The sequence below is a fragment of the Chryseobacterium sp. GM_Chr_2 genome (assembly GCF_026540445.1).
GTDB lineage: Bacteria > Bacteroidota > Bacteroidia > Flavobacteriales > Weeksellaceae > Chryseobacterium.
Window position 1 is genome coordinate 225,998 of the sequence record NZ_JALNUD010000005.1, and the last position, 17,204, is coordinate 243,201.

Annotated in this window: 14 protein-coding genes; all 14 read left to right on the forward strand. The window is 35.9% G+C overall.

Features of this window, described 5'->3' with window-relative positions:
- Window positions 1–78: 78 nt before the first annotated feature.
- The 14 genes from nuoF to OXQ85_RS10460 all read left to right on the forward strand — a co-directional run bounded on the left by nuoF (window position 79) and on the right by OXQ85_RS10460 (window position 16,799).
- Entirely contained in the window at window positions 79–1,437 is a 1,359-nt protein-coding gene (nuoF, locus tag OXQ85_RS10395; RefSeq protein WP_267404210.1) for an NADH-quinone oxidoreductase subunit NuoF, read from the forward strand.
- Between the two features lie 4 nt (window positions 1,438–1,441).
- Window positions 1,442–2,317: a hypothetical protein gene (locus tag OXQ85_RS10400; protein ID WP_267404212.1), complete on the forward strand. Its 876-nt coding sequence runs from the start codon at window positions 1,442–1,444 to the stop codon at window positions 2,315–2,317.
- A gap of 42 nt (window positions 2,318–2,359) precedes the next feature.
- Window positions 2,360–3,358 carry a 2Fe-2S iron-sulfur cluster-binding protein gene (locus OXQ85_RS10405; protein WP_267404214.1) on the forward strand — a complete coding sequence of 333 codons (999 nt, stop codon included), beginning with the start codon at window positions 2,360–2,362 and terminating at the stop codon, window positions 3,356–3,358.
- A gap of 177 nt (window positions 3,359–3,535) precedes the next feature.
- Window positions 3,536–4,600 (forward strand): NADH-quinone oxidoreductase subunit NuoH, encoded by a 1,065-nt coding sequence (nuoH, locus tag OXQ85_RS10410; RefSeq protein ID WP_267404216.1) that lies wholly within the window; start codon window positions 3,536–3,538, stop codon window positions 4,598–4,600.
- 101 nt (window positions 4,601–4,701) lie between these two features.
- Window positions 4,702–5,259 (forward strand): NADH-quinone oxidoreductase subunit I, encoded by a 558-nt coding sequence (locus OXQ85_RS10415; protein WP_267404218.1) that lies wholly within the window; start codon window positions 4,702–4,704, stop codon window positions 5,257–5,259.
- Window positions 5,259–5,756: an NADH-quinone oxidoreductase subunit J gene (locus OXQ85_RS10420; protein ID WP_267404220.1), complete on the forward strand. Its 498-nt coding sequence runs from the start codon at window positions 5,259–5,261 to the stop codon at window positions 5,754–5,756. The genes OXQ85_RS10415 and OXQ85_RS10420 overlap by 1 nt, the downstream gene beginning before the upstream one ends.
- Before the next feature lie 4 nt (window positions 5,757–5,760).
- Window positions 5,761–6,090, forward strand: a complete 330-nt coding sequence (gene nuoK / locus OXQ85_RS10425) for an NADH-quinone oxidoreductase subunit NuoK (RefSeq protein ID WP_055982308.1) — start codon at window positions 5,761–5,763, stop codon at window positions 6,088–6,090.
- A gap of 2 nt (window positions 6,091–6,092) precedes the next feature.
- Entirely contained in the window at window positions 6,093–8,006 is a 1,914-nt protein-coding gene (gene nuoL / locus OXQ85_RS10430; protein ID WP_267404238.1) for an NADH-quinone oxidoreductase subunit L, read from the forward strand.
- Complete coding sequence (locus tag OXQ85_RS10435; protein WP_267404240.1) at window positions 8,006–9,499, forward strand: NADH-quinone oxidoreductase subunit M; 1,494 nt, start codon at window positions 8,006–8,008, stop codon at window positions 9,497–9,499. The genes nuoL and OXQ85_RS10435 overlap by 1 nt, the downstream gene beginning before the upstream one ends.
- Window positions 9,500–9,515: 16 nt before the next feature.
- Entirely contained in the window at window positions 9,516–10,901 is a 1,386-nt protein-coding gene (locus OXQ85_RS10440) for an NADH-quinone oxidoreductase subunit N (RefSeq protein WP_267404242.1), read from the forward strand.
- 740 nt (window positions 10,902–11,641) lie between these two features.
- On the forward strand, window positions 11,642–12,697 hold the full coding sequence (locus tag OXQ85_RS10445) for a LysM peptidoglycan-binding domain-containing protein (protein ID WP_267404244.1): 1,056 nt from the start codon (window positions 11,642–11,644) through the stop codon (window positions 12,695–12,697).
- 37 nt (window positions 12,698–12,734) lie between these two features.
- Complete coding sequence (locus OXQ85_RS10450; RefSeq protein WP_267404246.1) at window positions 12,735–13,559, forward strand: PAAR-like protein; 825 nt, start codon at window positions 12,735–12,737, stop codon at window positions 13,557–13,559.
- Window positions 13,560–13,576: 17 nt separating this feature from the next.
- Window positions 13,577–15,847 carry a glycoside hydrolase family 104 protein gene (locus tag OXQ85_RS10455; protein WP_267404248.1) on the forward strand — a complete coding sequence of 757 codons (2,271 nt, stop codon included), beginning with the start codon at window positions 13,577–13,579 and terminating at the stop codon, window positions 15,845–15,847.
- 4 nt (window positions 15,848–15,851) lie between these two features.
- Complete coding sequence (locus OXQ85_RS10460; protein ID WP_267404250.1) at window positions 15,852–16,799, forward strand: hypothetical protein; 948 nt, start codon at window positions 15,852–15,854, stop codon at window positions 16,797–16,799.
- The last annotated feature ends 405 nt before the right edge of the window (window positions 16,800–17,204 follow it).

Here is a 17,204-nt window from a genome sequence, read left to right on the forward strand (position 1 = left end):
ATAAATTTTAAACTAATTAAAAAAAGGCGCAGAGCAAATAGCCAAAAGCTAAAAGCCATTCGCCAAAAGCATATAACAATGAGTAAAAAACTTTTACTTAAAGACGCACATATAGAAGGTATCCGCTACTTTGAAACGTACCGTAAACAGGGAGGTTACACAGCAGCTGAAAAAGCCTTGAAAATGACACCGGACGAAATTCTTGAAGAAGTAAAAGTTTCAGGACTTCGTGGACGTGGTGGAGCTGGATTCCCGACTGGGATGAAATGGAGCTTTTTGGCAAAACCGGAAGGAGTGCCAAGACACTTGGTGGTAAATGCCGATGAATCTGAACCGGGAACTTTCAAAGACAGATATCTGATGGAATTTCTTCCTCATTTATTAATTGAAGGAATGCTAATTTCATCTTACTGTTTAGGCTCAAACGTTTCTTATATCTATATCCGTGGAGAATATTCTTGGATTCCTGATATTTTGGAAGAAGCGATTGAAGAAGCTAAAGCAGCAGGATTTTTAGGTAAAAATATTTTAGGAACAGGTTTCGATTTAGAAATCTACGTTCAAAGAGGTGGTGGAGCGTATATCTGCGGTGAAGAAACGGCATTGCTTGAATCTCTTGAAGGTAAAAGAGGAAATCCGAGACTAAAACCGCCATTCCCGGCTGTAAAAGGACTTTGGGAAAGACCAACGGTTGTAAATAACGTTGAATCTATCGCGGCAATCGTTCCAATCATTGATATTACAGGAGCTGAATACGCTAAAATCGGAGTGGGAAGATCTACAGGTACAAAATTGATTTCTGCTTGTGGAAACATCAACAAACCAGGAGTTTATGAAATCGACATGACTATTACGGTTGAAGAATTCATTTACTCTGAAGAATATTGCGGCGGTATTAAAGACGGAAAAAAACTGAAAGCTTGTATCCCTGGAGGAAGCTCAGTTCCAATTGTTCCTGCTAATTTATTATTAAAAACCGTAAACGGAGAACCAAGATATATGAACTACGAATCATTAGCAGATGGTGGCTTTGCTACCGGAACAATGATGGGTTCAGGAGGTTTCATCGTATTGGATGAAGACCAGTGTGTCGTAGAACATACCATGACGTTGGCAAGATTTTACAATCACGAAAGTTGCGGACAATGTACTCCTTGCCGTGAAGGAACGGGATGGATGTACAAGATTTTGAAAAAAATCGAGAAAGGAGAAGGAAAAATGGAAGATATCGATCTTCTTTGGGACATCCAGAGAAAAATCGAAGGAAATACGATCTGTCCATTGGGTGATGCAGCGGCTTGGCCTGTTGCAGCGGCTATTCGTCACTTCAGAGATGAGTTTGAATGGCATATTAAAAACCCTGAGTTGTCTCAGACACAAAATTACGGATTGGGCAATTATGCAGATCCAATCCCTGCGGTTGAAAAAAACGCTTAATTAGATGAATAAATTATTGGTTGTCGGCTTAATGATGTCGAATCTTGTTTTTGCTCAGGCAAAAAGAGATACTTTAATAGATAGAAGCACAAATGAAATTACAGAACCTACCTACAAAAAGGAGGTAAATCCTTTTAAAAAAGGTTCAGTATTGGCATTTTGGGGATGGAATAATTCAATGTATTCAAATTCAGACATCCGTTTTAAGGGTGATGGATATGATTTTCAGTTGAATAATGTAGTGGCTCACGACAGACAATCGGCATTCAGATGGAATTTATATTTCAACCCTGGAAAAGTGACGGTTCCTCAGGTAAACTACAGAGTAACTTATTTTATTAAGGATAATTTAGGGATTACTTTAGGGATGGATCACATGAAATATGTGATGGATCAAAACCAGACCGTAGATTTTAAAGGATATATCAACAATCCTGAATATGCATCGCTGGTAAACAACGGAAGAGTAGATCTTACGGATGGCAAATTATTAACATTTGAACATACAGACGGTCTTAATTATGTAAATATCGGCGCTCAGAAATACATGAATATCTACGATAAAAAGAATATTGATGTTTTTTGGAGCTACGGAGCAGGTATCGGAGCTTTGGTACCGAAATCTAATGTAAAACTAATGGGAAATGAAAGAAGTGACAGATTCCATTTGGCAGGTTTCGGAGCAGATATCAGAACGGCTCTAAGTGTTGTGGTATTGAGACATATTGTATTGCAGGCGGAAGGTAAATTCGGATACATCAATATGCCGGATATTAAGACAACCCTTAATAATAAGCCCGATAAAGCTGCACAGGATTTCGTTTTTGGAGAATTCAATTTCGGAATCGGATATACATTTAATACAAAAAAGTATAATTAAAATAGAGCTTAACTGCTAAGGCATAAGCGAAAAGCATAGAATATGAGCGAAGAGGTTAAAAAATTCAAAATAACTATAGACGGACAGACTACCGAAGTTATGCCTGGAACTTCTATCTTGGAAGCTGCAAGACAAATCGGTGGAAAATCTGTACCTCCTGCAATGTGCTATTATAGCAAATTGGAAACCAGTGGAGGAAGATGCAGAACTTGCCTTGTGGAAGTTTCTAAAGGATCGGAAGCAGATCCTCGTCCTATGCCAAAATTGGTGGCAAGCTGCAGAACCAATGTGATGGATGGTATGGAAGTAAAAAATCTTACTTCTGAAAAAGCTCAGGAAGGTAGAAAAGCGGTAACCGAGTTCTTATTGGTAAACCACCCTCTTGATTGCCCTATTTGTGATCAGGCTGGTGAATGTCACCTTCAGGATTTAGGTTATGAGCACGGAAATCTTCAGACAAGAACAGAATTCGAAAGAAATACGTACGAAGCAGACGATCTTGGTCCTCACATTAAATTGAACATGAACCGTTGTATTCTTTGTGCAAGATGTGTACTCGCTGCCAACCAGTTAACTGGAGAAAGAGAGCACGGAATTTTGTTCAGAGGAGATCACGCTGAAATTTCTACCTATTTAAATAAAGCTTTAGATAACGACTTCATCGGAAACGTAATCGACGTTTGTCCGGTTGGAGCTTTAACAGACAGAACTTCTCGTTTTGCAAGCAGAGTTTGGTTTACAAAGCCAATGAATGCTTCTTGTAAATGTGATAAATGTTCAGGGAAAGCTACCGTTTGGATGAAAGGTGACGAAATTTCAAGAGTAACTGCAAGAAAAGATCAGTGGGGTGAAGTTGAAGAATTCATCTGCGATACTTGTCGTTTCGAAAGAAAATCTCTTTCAGACTGGAACATCGAAGGTCCTAGACACATCGACAGACATTCAGTTATTTCATTGAATCACTATGAAAAACCAAAGGATGAGCTAAGAGTTTTAGACAATCCAATGGCTAAAGAAATCAGTGAAAAAGACGAAAAATAAAAAGTTGGATGCTTGAAGCTGGAAGATGGAGGTTTTTAACCGTAAAATTTTTCACTTCTACTTTTAATTTTAAAATCGTTAAAAAATAAAATAAATTGGTAATGTGATGAAGAGTTGATGCACGACGTGATAAACTTCCAGCTTCCAGCTCCCATCTTCAAACATTTAAAATAAAAAATGGATTTACTTACATTTAAACTTATACTTGTACTAGCGCTTTTCTTGCTTTCATTAACGATTGCAGCCTACTCTACTTGGGCAGAAAGAAAAGTTGCCTCTATCATGCAAGATAGAATTGGTCCCAACAGAGCAGGACCTTTCGGATTGCTGCAACCTCTTGCTGACGGTGGAAAGTTTTTCTTTAAAGAAGATTTTACACCTGCCAATGCCGAAAAATTCCTTTTCGTATTGGGACCGGCATTGGTAATGTTTATTTCATTAATCACGGGAGCGGTTATTCCTTGGGGTAAAAGTTTAAATATTGCAGGTACTTCTTATGATCTTCAGGTGGCTAACATCGATGTTGGTGTACTTTTCATCATCGGAATGGCTTCAATTGGTGTTTACGGAATCATGATCGGAGGATGGGCTTCGAACAACAAATATTCATTATTAGGTGCCATCCGTGCTTCTTCTCAGATGATTTCTTACGAATTGGCAATGGGATTGGCTTTACTTTCTATCATTATGATGACGGGAAGTTTAGATTTAAAAGAAATCACAGAAAGCCAGACAACAGGAAAACTTTGGGGATTCATTCCGTGGGTTTCGGGTCTTAACTGGAACATTTTCTACCAGCCGATTGCTTTCCTTGTTTTCTTTGTAGCAGCTTTAGCAGAAACAAACAGACACCCTTTCGATTTACCTGAGTGTGAATCTGAATTGGTAACAGGATATTCTACAGAATACTCATCAATGAAATTAGGTTTATATATGTTCGGTGAATACGTGAATATGTTTATCTCTAATGCTTTCATGGTGGTTCTTTTCTTCGGAGGGTACAACTATCCGGGAATTGAATGGGTAACTCAAAACTGGGGTGAAAACACAGCTGGTATCTTGAGTATCGTAGCATTCTTAGCTAAAACAGTGATCGGAATTTTGATCTTCATGTGGATCAGATGGACGCTTCCAAGATTTAGATATGACCAATTAATGCACTTAGGTTGGAAAACGTTAATTCCAATGGCATTGGTAAACTTATTAATTACAGGAGCTGTAATTTTAGCGTTTGCAAACTAGAATAATTTGAAAATTTGAAAATGAGCTGATGTGAAAATGTGATGATGCGACAAACTTCCATCTCCCAGCTTCCATCTTCTAACATTTAATAATAAAAGAAAATGAAACTTACGAACAGATCAAAAGTTGTTTCTAACAAAGAAATGACCCTTGCTGAAAAAATCTACTTACCTGCGATTTTTACAGGAATGGGGATTACATTTAAGCATGCTGTAAGAACCGTATTGAAAGGTGCTCCCGCAGTATATTCGTATCCGGAAGTACAGAAACCGAGAGCAGATATCTGGAGAGGTCAACACGTTTTGAAAAGAGACGAGGAAGGCAGAGAAAGATGTACCGCTTGCGGACTTTGTGCGGTGGCGTGCCCTGCAGAAGCAATTACAATGACTGCTGCTGAAAGAACCAGAGAAGAAAAAGATCTTTACAGAGAAGAAAAATATGCATCGGTATATGAAATCAATATGCTAAGATGTATTTTCTGTGGTATGTGTGAAGAGGCTTGTCCGAAATCTGCGATCTATCTTACAGACAGATTGGTAGACGTGGAAACCAACAGAGGTTCTTTCATCTATGGAAAAGATAAATTGGTTGAAAAAATAAATCAAAGGATTGATATCACTGAAAGACAATCCGAGAAACAAAAAAATGCGGTAAAATAATGGATCAGTTTTTATTTTTCTTGGTGGCGTTTTTAGCAGTGGCGAGTGCGGTTTATTTCGTGTTTGCCAGAAATCCTTTATATGCTATTTTGTCATTAATTGTTACGATGTTTTCTATTGCAGGTATGTACATCCTTCTGAATGCACAATTCCTTGCGATTATCCAGATTATTGTATACGCCGGAGCGATCATGGTATTATTCCTTTATATCCTGATGATGCTTAACCTTAATAAAGAAGACGAAAGTAAGAAGGGCAATACTTTAAAGTTTGTCGGAGTTTTTACAGCCGGTCTTTTATTAATTGGAATTTTAGGCGTATTCAGAGGTGTTCAGCAGAACCATATCGTTGTTGAAAATGTAGACAAAGGTGTTGGTTTAACGAAAAATCTGGGCAGACTTTTGTTTAATGAATATGTTTTGCCGTTTGAGCTTGCATCCATCCTTATTTTGGCAGGTATTGTAGGTGCGGTATTAATCGGTAAAAAAGATCTATAAAATTATGGGAGAAGTAAATACATTTATACAAAGCATCCCTCTGAATTATTTCATCATTCTTTCTTCAGTATTATTCTGTTTGGGAGTGTTAGGCGTATTGTTGAGAAAAAATGCTATTGTTATTTTGGGTTGTGTTGAGCTTATGCTAAATTCTACGAACCTTTTATTGGCTGCATTTTCAGCATACAAAGGTAACGGAGACGGACAACTTTTAGTTTTCTTCATTATGGTGGTTGCTGCTGCGGAAGTAGCAGTAGGTTTAGCAATTATTGCTATGCTATATAGAAATACCCGTTCTGTAGATGTAAGTATATTTAATAAATTAAGAGGATAAGAATGGAGAATTTAGTATATGCAATAGTACTTTTACCACTTTTAGGGTTTCTTATTAACGGTCTTTTCGGGAAAAATCTTCCAAAAATTGTTGTGGGTAGTTTGGCTACGGCAATGGTTTTTGCATCTTTCTGCATCGCAGTAAGTATTTTCTTGGGTTTCAATTCAGAAAGCCAACCCGTAATCGTAAAAGCTTTTGAATGGTTTAGAGTAAACGGAGTTCAGATCAATTTCGGATTCCAGATTGATCAGTTGTCATTAATGATGGTAATGATCATCACAGGTATCGGTTCTTTAATTCACCTGTACTCTATCGGATATATGAGCCACGATAAAGGTTTCTATAAGTTTTTCACTTATTTAAATTTATTTATCTTCTCAATGTTATTATTGGTAATGGGAAGCAACTACCTGATCCTATTCATCGGATGGGAAGGTGTAGGATTGTGTTCTTATTTATTAATCGGATTTTGGTACACCAACGAAGAATATGGTAAAGCAGCAAGAAAAGCTTTCATTATGAACAGAATTGGTGACCTTGCGTTGCTAATCGGTATCTTCATGATCGCTGGACAAACAAACGCTGTTGATTATCTTACCGTAGCAGAAAACGCTGGAAAATTTGAATTAGACGGAAGCGTAATTATTTTTATTACGGCGAGTTTATTTATCGGTGCAACGGGTAAATCTGCTCAGGTTCCATTATATACTTGGTTACCGGACGCGATGGCTGGGCCAACTCCTGTTTCTGCGTTAATTCACGCGGCAACGATGGTAACGGCAGGTATCTATTTAGTAGTAAGATCAAACTTCTTATTTACTTTAGCACCAACCGTTCAGGGAGGAATTTTATTCATCGGATTCTTAACTGCTGCTTTGGCAGGATTCTACGCATTACGTCAGAACGACATCAAAAAAGTATTGGCCTACTCTACAGTTTCACAGCTTGGATTCATGTTCATCGCTTTAGGACTTGGAGCTTACACAACAGCAATGTTCCACGTAATGACGCACGCTTTCTTCAAAGCATTATTGTTCTTGGGAGCAGGTTCTGTAATCCACGCCATGAGCAACGAACAGGATATGCGTTTCATGGGAGGTTTGAAAAAATATATCCCGATCACTCACGCTACTTTCCTTGTTGGAACATTGGCTATTTCAGGATTCCCTTTATTATCAGGGATGATTTCTAAAGACGAAATTTTAGTAGCAGCTTTTGCTAAAAACCCTATTTACTGGGTATTCTTATTCATTTTAGCGGCTATTACTGCAACCTATATGTTCAGATTGTACTATTTGACTTTCCATGGAGAGTTTAGAGGTACTGAAGATCAAAAACACCACTTACACGAAAGCCCGACAAATATGACATTACCATTGATCGTATTGGCTATTCTTTCTGTTTTAGGTGGTTTAATTAACCTTCCTCACTTCATCGGTCACGGTCATTATGCAAAATTAATGGAATGGTTGAAGCCGGTTCTTACTGAGGAAAGCTTTAAACAAATGGAGGCTACTCTTTCGGGAGTTCCGTTTGGTACTGAAATGATACTTTTAGGAGCAACAGTTCTAATGTTCTTCTGCGTATGGTTCATTGTTAAAAATACTTATGTAAATAAGAAAAAACAAGCGTTACCGGAAGAGCAGTACACAGGATGGGAGAAACTGTCTGCTAAAAAATTATATATTGACGAACTTTACAATGCATTAATTGTAAAAACTGTTGAAGGATTAGGACGCGGAGGAAAGATGTTTGATAAAGGTATTCTTGATCGTTTTGTAGACTTCGTAGGTGAAGGTGCTGAAGACAGCGGAAAAGCGATGAAGCGTATCCAGAATGGAAATGTAGAAAACTACATTCTAATCATGTCTTTGGCTGTGGGAATTATACTGATTGTTAACTTTATATTACAATAATGTCTGGTTTATTATTAACATTATTACTATTACCTCTAGTAGGTTCGGGATTAGTTTTTGCATGGAAAGATAAATCCAGCAAATATTTGGCACTGGGAATTGCATTGGTACAAATGCTTGTTACCTTCTACATTACAGCGGATTTTAATTTTACGCCAACAGTAGACAGCGTATTGCAGCACGAGATCAATTACCCTTGGTCACAATTTATGAAGAGTTCTCTTCACTTCGGTATCGATGGGATGAGTTTACTTCTTTTATTGTTGACGAATATTTTAGCGCCAATCATTATTTTATCTTCTTTTAATGAAAATGTAAGCTACAGAAACACGTTCTATGGTTTGATTTTGCTAATGCAATTCGGATTGGTAGGAGTTTTCACGTCGCTGGACGGATTACTGTTCTACATTTTCTGGGAAGTAACTTTGATTCCGATCTGGTTCATTGCTGGACTTTGGGGTCAAGAAAATAAAAGAATGGAATTCACTACGAAATTCTTCGTATATACATTCGTGGGGTCATTATTCATGTTAGCCGGATTGATTTATGTTTACAATCACTCGGCATCTTTTGCACTGACAGATTTATATAATGCTCAATTAAATGAAACACAACAAACGGTGGTATTCTGGTTTATTTTCTTTGCATTTGCAGTGAAATTACCGGTATTCCCATTCCACACTTGGCAACCGGATACGTATACTTATTCACCAACTCAGGGATCGATGCTTTTATCGGGGATCATGCTTAAAATGGCGGTGTACGGAGTTATGCGTTATTTATTACCAATCACTCCCCTTCCAATTGCAGGAATTTCAGGGCAGATTGTAATTATCCTTGCAATTGTAGGAATTGTTCACGGAGCATTGATCGCTATCATCCAGACAGATATGAAGAGAATCATTGCGTATTCTTCTTTCTCTCACGTTGGATTAATGGTGGCAGGTATCTTCGCTTCTGCGGTAGTTACGTTAAGGGGAACTTTCAACATCGAAGGTGCTGAAGGTGCTTTGGTACAGACTTTTGCTCACGGTATCAACGTGGCAGGTCTATTCTACTGTTGTGATATTTTATACAAAAGATTTAAATCAAGAGACATCAGACAAATGGGAGGTTTGGCGAAAGTTGCTCCTAAGTTTGCGGTGTTGTTCCTGATCATTTTATTAGGTTCAATGGGAGTTCCATTGACTAATGGATTCATCGGAGAATTTATCCTGTTGAAAGCAGTATATGATTTTAACGGATTGGCAGCGGTAATCGCTGGTCTTACGGTAATTCTTTGTGCTGTATACTTATTGAGATTCTACGGAAAAGCAATGTTCGGACAAGGTGACGACGCCGTGTTGAGCACAGTAAAAGATTTATCTGCAGTAGAATTCTCTGTATTGGCAAGTTTAGCGGTTTTTGTGATTGTATTTGGTATTTTCCCACAACCGATAATCGAAATGGTGAATAGTTCGTTGAAGTTTATCTACCAATCAATGGTAAGCTAATTTGATATTTTAAGAAATGAGTGTTTTAATTATTGTTTTCCTAACGGCAGTTGTTGCGTTATTTTCAGGAGTTTTTGAACAAGGGAAATTCGCAAGATACATTGGGATTTTGGGATTAATCATCGCATTATGGGTAAGTTTCATGCCAGAATGTGCTTTCTTCGGACAGTACAAACATATGTATGACTACACAGCCAATACTGCGTTATTCACTAAAATATCAATCGTAACGACATTATTATTATTCTTTTTGGGAGGTTTTGCATTCAGCAACCACAGAAGTCACCAGTCAGAATTATACGCATTAATGCTTTTCGCATTGTGCGGTGGAATTATCCTTTTCGGATACCAAAACTTAGTAACGCTATTCTTAGGCGTTGAGATTCTTTCTATTCCTTTATATGTAATGGCGGGAGCTAACAAAACTGATTTAAGATCAAACGAAGCTTCAATTAAATATTTCTTAATGGGTGCCTTCGCTACAGGTTTCTTACTGTTCGGTATCGCATTTATTTACGGAAGTGTTGGAAGTTTCGATTTATATAAAATCCAGGATTTCGGAGTTTCAAATCCAAAAGACGTGATGTTCATCTTAGGAGTTTTACTGATTCTTTGTGCATTGGCATTCAAAGTAGCATTAGCACCTTTCCACATGTGGAGCCCTGATGTTTATTTCGGAGCGCCTTCATTAATCACCGCTTTCATGGCGAGTGTGGTGAAGATCTCAGGATTTTTCGCACTATTCAGATTAATGACCGTTGGTTTCGGTGGTGTTACAGAAGAATGGATCAATGTTTTCGGAGTATTCTTAATTATCACATTGCTTTTGGCAAACGTTATGGGTCTTGCTCAGACGAATGCAAAAAGAATGTTGGCCTACTCCTCAGTTTCTCACGCGGGATACATCGGTTTGGTGTTCTTCGGAATGACAAGCCTTTCTACTTACAATTTGGCGTTCTATTTATTTGCGTACGCATTATCAACAGTAGGAGTTTTTATGTGTCTGATTTATGTTGAAAAGCTAAAAAGAGAAACTTCTTTCGGAGCTTTCAAAGGATTGGCAAAAACAGAACCTTTATTGGCAACAGTAGCGGCAATTTCTATGCTTTCAATGGCAGGAATTCCGTTAACGGCTGGTTTCATGGGGAAATTTGCTTTATTCTCTCAGGCAATGAATTCTAACCACGGAGTATTCTTGGTAATCGTAGCAGTTTTGGGTTCTGCTCTTTCTATTGCCTACTATTTAAGACTGATTATTTCTATGTTCTTCTTCAAAGAAAGCACGTTCAAATCTTCAGAAAAAGTAACATTGACTTACAATATCGTTGCAGTTTGCATCATCGCATCAGTTATTGTTTTAGGAGTTGCTCCGGATTTATTTGCAGGAGTTTTCGGATTGTAAAAATCAATCTTCAAGATAAAAATCAAAAGCACAGCATTTATGTTGTGCTTTTTTGTGGGTTTAAAATTCGATTGAAACTTGGTTAATTAGGTTCAATCTCAAAACTTGGGGGAGAATTTTTTATCTTTTATAAGTGGAACGGCCTTGTGAAACTTAAAACATCTCTTGATCATAAAACTTTGTGGGCTTTGTGTTCAAAGTTGGAGGCTTTGAATTTTTATAGTTAAGTATTGCTATCATTTGCTGAGTAGAACGCCATTGCCTCAAATTTATGTTTGTTTTATTGGAATCGGCTAAACTTCGTTTTGCGATCGAAAATATTTAAAATGATAGGTAAAGCTTTAGCGATCGATAGCGTTAAAAAGAAAATAAAGAATTATTTTAGTCTTGTTTTCTAATACCCTGCCTAAATCCCTTCTGGGATGCCAAACTTTTTCCTTACTCCCCCAAGTTTTGTAACTGATCCTTTAATTAGCTGACAGACGCAAGCTCAAAGTTGAATACTTTACTTCTTCCCTCCTCCATCTTCCAGCCTTAACGCTTACTTTTAACTTAAATCAATTCCTACCTAAACTTTTTATTACCAAAATCATATTATCTGATTTTAATTTTCTATTTTTGAAAATATAAAACACCAAATAATGAAAAATACCACTTTTCAAAAGAAATTCTTTTTGCGACAATCGGGTCAGCAACTTTTCACTTTTCTCAATATCATTTCACTGTAAATTTTCAGCATCATGAATATATTTTTACAAACCCATATTGTGAAAAAAGGTGAAACATTGGAACAAATTGCCGAAATGTATCATATCCCGGATCTTAATATTTTAAAAGATCATCATTACCTTCATACGCCTGATGATTCCAACCATTTAGGTCCTACTCTATTTGTCGGACAGGAAATTTTCATACCCGACCAAAAAGAAATTGAACATTATATTCTTAGAAAAAAGCAAGTTTTAGAAGAAAGGACAAACCGGGCAAACAATCTAATTGAAAACGGAATTCTGCTTCCGATTTTTAATGAGATGGATGAAAAAATTCAATTCATCATTCAGGATTTTTTGGATGATATTCTTCAAAATACGAGTGAATTTGAAGTACGGCTGAAGTATTTGGAGAAAGAAGAGCAACTTTTTACTTTTCTGTATCAAAAAAAACTACTTACGGTAAACGGTGAAAAAGCAGAAATGAAAGCTTATGAACTGGCATTGAAATGTTCTGCTTGCTTATATCCGGCAGGACTGGAAATTGATCTTAACAGAAAAATTCATGACATAAAAAATTATCATGAAATTTTGAAACGATGGAAAACCACTCAACACGATTTACTGAAAACTTATACGGATGAAAATTCGATCGCGTATATTGAAGAAGTCCGTAGAACCATTGAAGTAAAAAATGAGCTTATAAAAGCTTATCAGCAGGATTTGTTTTTGCAAACCTATTTTTATCCTTATTTCAAAAAATACACTTCAGGAAAAAATGAAAGCAACAGCAGATATATGCCTGAAAGAATTTTGTATAAAAATCAACACCTCCTCACGATCGCAGAGGATATTTCCGTCACGCTCAATGCAGAATGTATCGATGATCGAAGTCAGCAGGAAATTCTGAATCATTTGCCGATTAGCAATGCAGAACACGACGAAGATGAATTGCTGGAATCTAAAATTACCGGAAACTTTCATCTGTCTAAACAACATAAACTCCTGCAACAGGCTGATATTATTATCGATTCATATTTCTATAATGTAAAGGAAACTGCAAAAATTGAACTCAATTTAAAATAATTTTATACATTTGATAAAATACAAAAAAAACACAATCATGAAAGAATATAAAGTTCAAAAAGGTGATACTCTGCTGTCCCTTTCTCAAAAATTAGGCTTACCGAGCGCCTATTCGCTTAAAGAATTCCACAACTTCAAAGGCCCCATCGAACGAGGGATCGGAAATGAGATCAAAGAAGGCATGATTCTCACCATTCCGGAACCGCATGAAGTAGAAAAAATGAATGCTGTAATTGCAGAAAGAAGGAAAAAAGCGGAAGAAGCTAAAGCTCAAGAAAACAATGCCGAAAATAATGATACAGAAAAATCTTCTGTTGATTCATCTTCAAATGCTGAGCAGAATACAGAGCCCAAAGAAGAAAAAGAAACGAAAGAGAAAGATGCGGGTGAGCATGACGGCAAACTTTTTATCATCCAGAAAGGAAAGGCGATTTGCGATAAAGGAACAAAGTTTCCGCAATTTAAAGTGAGCAGCCATAAAAAACATTACATCAATAACGAAGATAATTCTGATGATTATCTTGCTGTTACCGAAAATGATCTTCAGTTTAATCCGTCTGCAGTTCCGTTTGGAAACTGTTCGCTGCAAAATAATCAACCCTGCACCTTTGCTCCCGCAGGAAAATGGAAGAAATTTTATCCAGACACCAAAGTTTTGGGAAATGCTTTTCTGACCGAAATCTCAGAACTTCAATGTTCCATGGGGGGAAAAATAAAAATCCTGGATCACGGGCAACGCGCACAGCTCAGCAAACAGAATTTTAAAAATGCTGATCCGAAAGTACATCAATACATTAACCCGACAGTGGATTTGAGGAAGTTTAATGACCAGTTGGACGAAGAAGAATTAGATGCTTATTAAATTAAAAACACAAAAATATGGCAAAAAGAAAATTTAGCTTTTTGGCAGATGAAGACGAAAAACATGAACAAGAATACCAAAGAGAACTCGCAGAAGAACAAAAATTATCCGAAAAAGAAGCTAAACTAAGGCTTGACAACAAGGGAAAGCGAGGTGTTTCTATGATTTCTGGAAATCCCTCTCCCACTGTTGGTGAAAAAGTGACCTACACCGTTACACAATGGTATGAAGGAACACCTTTGCTGGAAAGAAATCCTTTGAAAGTAACTTGGGAGCTTTTCAAAAAAAGAACAAACGGAAAATTTACAACTACCAATATAAAAAAAACAGGGATTAGCAGCTTTACGTTTGGAGAAGTAGCTTCACAATATACCTATCGTTTGGAAGCTTATCTTCATAAGCCTGAAGGCGGAGGATTGATCATTAACCCCCAACCCGCAAAAGTTCCAAAAATTGGAAAGATTGAATTTCATTATGTAGATAACAAAAAAGGAGATACTTTCAGCTTTTATGATAAATTGAGAGCAAAAGCTCATACTACTAACCTTTCTGGAAAAGAACTTGTTTTCACATTGTGGGAAGATGATAAAAAAGGAAGTGGTCATGATCCTAAAAATTTGGTGGTAGAGGAAAAAACAGAACGTGTGGATACGAACGGATTGGCTATTGCAGAATTTCAGCTGACAAAAGCTCTGATGAAAAAGGCTATGAAAGGTGAAGCAGATGCCAAAGAGTTGGAATTTTATGTAACTGTAGAATATTACAAAGGAAAGATTCATGATTCTGAAAATGTAAATGTGAAAAATCCTTTATACTGGACGCCAGGCGTTGTACCCCCTCCTATTGGTACAAAGCTTCCCAAAGAAAAAGGACAGCCAAAAGCTAAAGGTTCACCTGCTGAACAAAAACCTATTTCTAAAAAAGAAGAAAAAGGAATTATTACCAAAGCCACAGATTACCTTGCCGATTTTGCCGAAAGTAGCGGTATCATGTCTAAACTTCGGGAAATGACAAGCAGCAAGCCTGAAGGAAATTCTACAGTGGGAGTGAAAGCGCAGAAGAAGAAAAAACAAGAAGATAATAAAGTTTGTGAATGTGAAGCTAGAGTAAGAGCTTATATGAGAATGTTAAGAGTTGGTGAAGGGACTGGAGAGCTTATTAAATCTGAAAAAATCAATAAGCAAACAAAAAAGGTAGAGACCATATATATTCCTTATGACTTTGAAAATGGCTATAAAAAATTATTTGGTGGTAGTAATTTTACCCAATCTCCACACAATAAAAGTATGAATGATCATCCTAATATTATGGTTTATTGGTATACAAATAAAAAAGGAAAAAAGGTATACAGCTCTGCTTCAGGAGCTTATCAAGTAATGGGATATAACTGGGAAGATAAAGGTATGATCGCACAACGAAATTCTCACAAAATAAAAGACTTTTCACCCGAAAGTCAAGATAAATATTGTATAATTCTATTCAAGTATAAAAGACCAGGAATGCTAGACTTAATAGTCAATGGCGAAATTAAAAAAGCAACAGAGCTATATGGCAGCTATGAGTGGGCAAGTTTACCTCCTGGTAGATATGGTCAACCCAGCGAAAATATGGAAAAAGTTTTAGAATTTTATGATCAATTTTACAAAGAAGAGTTATCTGGAAAAAGCCCATTGCATTTAAAAGCTGGTTTTTTAAAAGAGTTTGGATATAATTGCTGTACTGAAGAGAATGTGCAAACACCATCTATAAATACATCATGTGGAAAATCGGAAATAGATTTAAGAAATAAAATAAAATGGCAAACACAGTTTGACCCTAAATGGGGTAGCCGTGATAGACAATTGGTAGCTTGCAAAAGAACATGTGATGATATATTAATAAATAATGGTCTTAAAGCTACAAGCCCATCTAGAATATATCAAACTGCTATTGAGAATGATAGCCATACTAAATTAATTATAAACAATCAAATTTCAAAAGATGCTATCGCATATTTAGATAGTGAGTTAGAAAAAGGGCATCCCGTACAGGTGGGAGTAGATCATGGACTAGGATATAAAATTAACAATAATCTAGATCATTCTACTGATCATTTTGTAGTAATAGTAGGAAGAAAATGTGATGGTGATAAATGTTATTATATCTTTTATGATGTTGGAACAATCTACAAAGAAAAGGGTGCTAATGATGCTAACAGATTATATTTAGATAAAGAAGAATACTCCCTTAAAGGTAAGACGGTATATAACGGACATTTTTATACTGTAACACAAATAAGAAAAAATTAATTAAATGAAAAATACATTAAAACAGTTCATCTATTTTGGAATATTCTTTTCCATATTGAATGCATGTCACTCAAAAGAAGAAAAGAAAACACTATATCAAGAACCTTCAAATAAAAATACAGCAGACAATGAATATGTAGGTAAATGGCTTTTAATCAACAAAGAAAATAGTAATTATTACCATTGTACAGATGCTGATAGATTTGTTGAAATAAACAGTAACATAATATATGACCATACTCCTATGGAAGATTCTAATTTTAATATTGATCATACAAAAATTCAAGGAAACAAGATCTTTTTTTATGTTGATAAACAAGAAAATTCATATTACATATTAGATTGGGTTGATAAAGAAAAAGGTATTATATCCTATCAATTTAATGATTATGCTCCAACTTTATTTATTAATGAAAGTAAAATAAAAACTATAAAAAATAAAGCTTGTCAGCAAAAAAAGAAATCCTGTGAAATCAATAACGCTTCAAAAGAATATAAATTTATGATCGAAGCAGCACAGTTTTCCAATGATAAGGAACAAAAAAATCCCACATCAGCATGGATTATTGTAACCAATAAAAGAAATAATAAAAAGCAAGAAATTTATTTTGAGCCTAATTCTTGGATTGAATACAGTGATTTACCCTGTGATAAATTTATAATCAATGATTTTAATTTTGATGGTTTAGAGGATTTTGCATTTGTATGGGATAATGGTGGTAACGCAGGCCAGTTATATGAATATTATATCCAAGATAAAAGCGGAAGCTTTGTTCCTATAGATTCATTTCCTTTACAACATGGCGTATTAGCTGAAGATATTAATAGTAATGATAAGACAATAACAACTAAAAACCCTGTTGGATGTTGTAATATCAACATTAACCAATATAAATATAACTCTAATGGTACTTGGAAAACTACATCTAAACAAGAAAAAATAAATGAATAAATTTTTAATAATCTTTGTTTTATTGATTTTGGTCAATTGTAAAAAGAACGACTCACAAACATTAAAAATTGACGATGAAATTGGTCTTTTGAAAAACAAAACATCTGAAAAAGAACCTACATGTAACGATATTTAAAAAAAAATTATTGAATCGAGCGATCTTGACCTTTCATTATACAAAGATAATTATGACATCAGAATTGAAAATATGCAGTCCGATAGTTTAAAAATACAAGTATATACTGAGAATAACTTATCTGACAATCCTAACTCTAAGCAAATAGTGGAAAGTACAATTGCTTGGCTAATTTTTATTCCCACTAGTCAAAAACTAATTAATGTTACTTCAGACCCCCAAAATCCTATAAATTTAAAATATAAATATTCCCAATTAGATATCCTAAC

Coding starts and splice junctions, on each gene's coding strand:
- nuoF (WP_267404210.1), top strand. CDS start 79: ATGAGTAAAAAACTTTTACTTAAAGACGCACATATAGAAGGTATCCGC.
- OXQ85_RS10400 (WP_267404212.1), top strand. CDS start 1,442: ATGAATAAATTATTGGTTGTCGGCTTAATGATGTCGAATCTTGTTTTT.
- OXQ85_RS10415 (WP_267404218.1), top strand. CDS start 4,702: ATGAAACTTACGAACAGATCAAAAGTTGTTTCTAACAAAGAAATGACC.
- OXQ85_RS10455 (WP_267404248.1), top strand. CDS start 13,577: ATGGCAAAAAGAAAATTTAGCTTTTTGGCAGATGAAGACGAAAAACAT.
- OXQ85_RS10405 (WP_267404214.1), top strand. CDS start 2,360: ATGAGCGAAGAGGTTAAAAAATTCAAAATAACTATAGACGGACAGACT.
- OXQ85_RS10440 (WP_267404242.1), top strand. CDS start 9,516: ATGAGTGTTTTAATTATTGTTTTCCTAACGGCAGTTGTTGCGTTATTT.
- nuoK (WP_055982308.1), top strand. CDS start 5,761: ATGGGAGAAGTAAATACATTTATACAAAGCATCCCTCTGAATTATTTC.
- OXQ85_RS10435 (WP_267404240.1), top strand. CDS start 8,006: ATGTCTGGTTTATTATTAACATTATTACTATTACCTCTAGTAGGTTCG.
- OXQ85_RS10420 (WP_267404220.1), top strand. CDS start 5,259: ATGGATCAGTTTTTATTTTTCTTGGTGGCGTTTTTAGCAGTGGCGAGT.
- nuoL (WP_267404238.1), top strand. CDS start 6,093: ATGGAGAATTTAGTATATGCAATAGTACTTTTACCACTTTTAGGGTTT.
- OXQ85_RS10460 (WP_267404250.1), top strand. CDS start 15,852: ATGAAAAATACATTAAAACAGTTCATCTATTTTGGAATATTCTTTTCC.
- OXQ85_RS10445 (WP_267404244.1), top strand. CDS start 11,642: ATGAATATATTTTTACAAACCCATATTGTGAAAAAAGGTGAAACATTG.
- OXQ85_RS10450 (WP_267404246.1), top strand. CDS start 12,735: ATGAAAGAATATAAAGTTCAAAAAGGTGATACTCTGCTGTCCCTTTCT.
- nuoH (WP_267404216.1), top strand. CDS start 3,536: ATGGATTTACTTACATTTAAACTTATACTTGTACTAGCGCTTTTCTTG.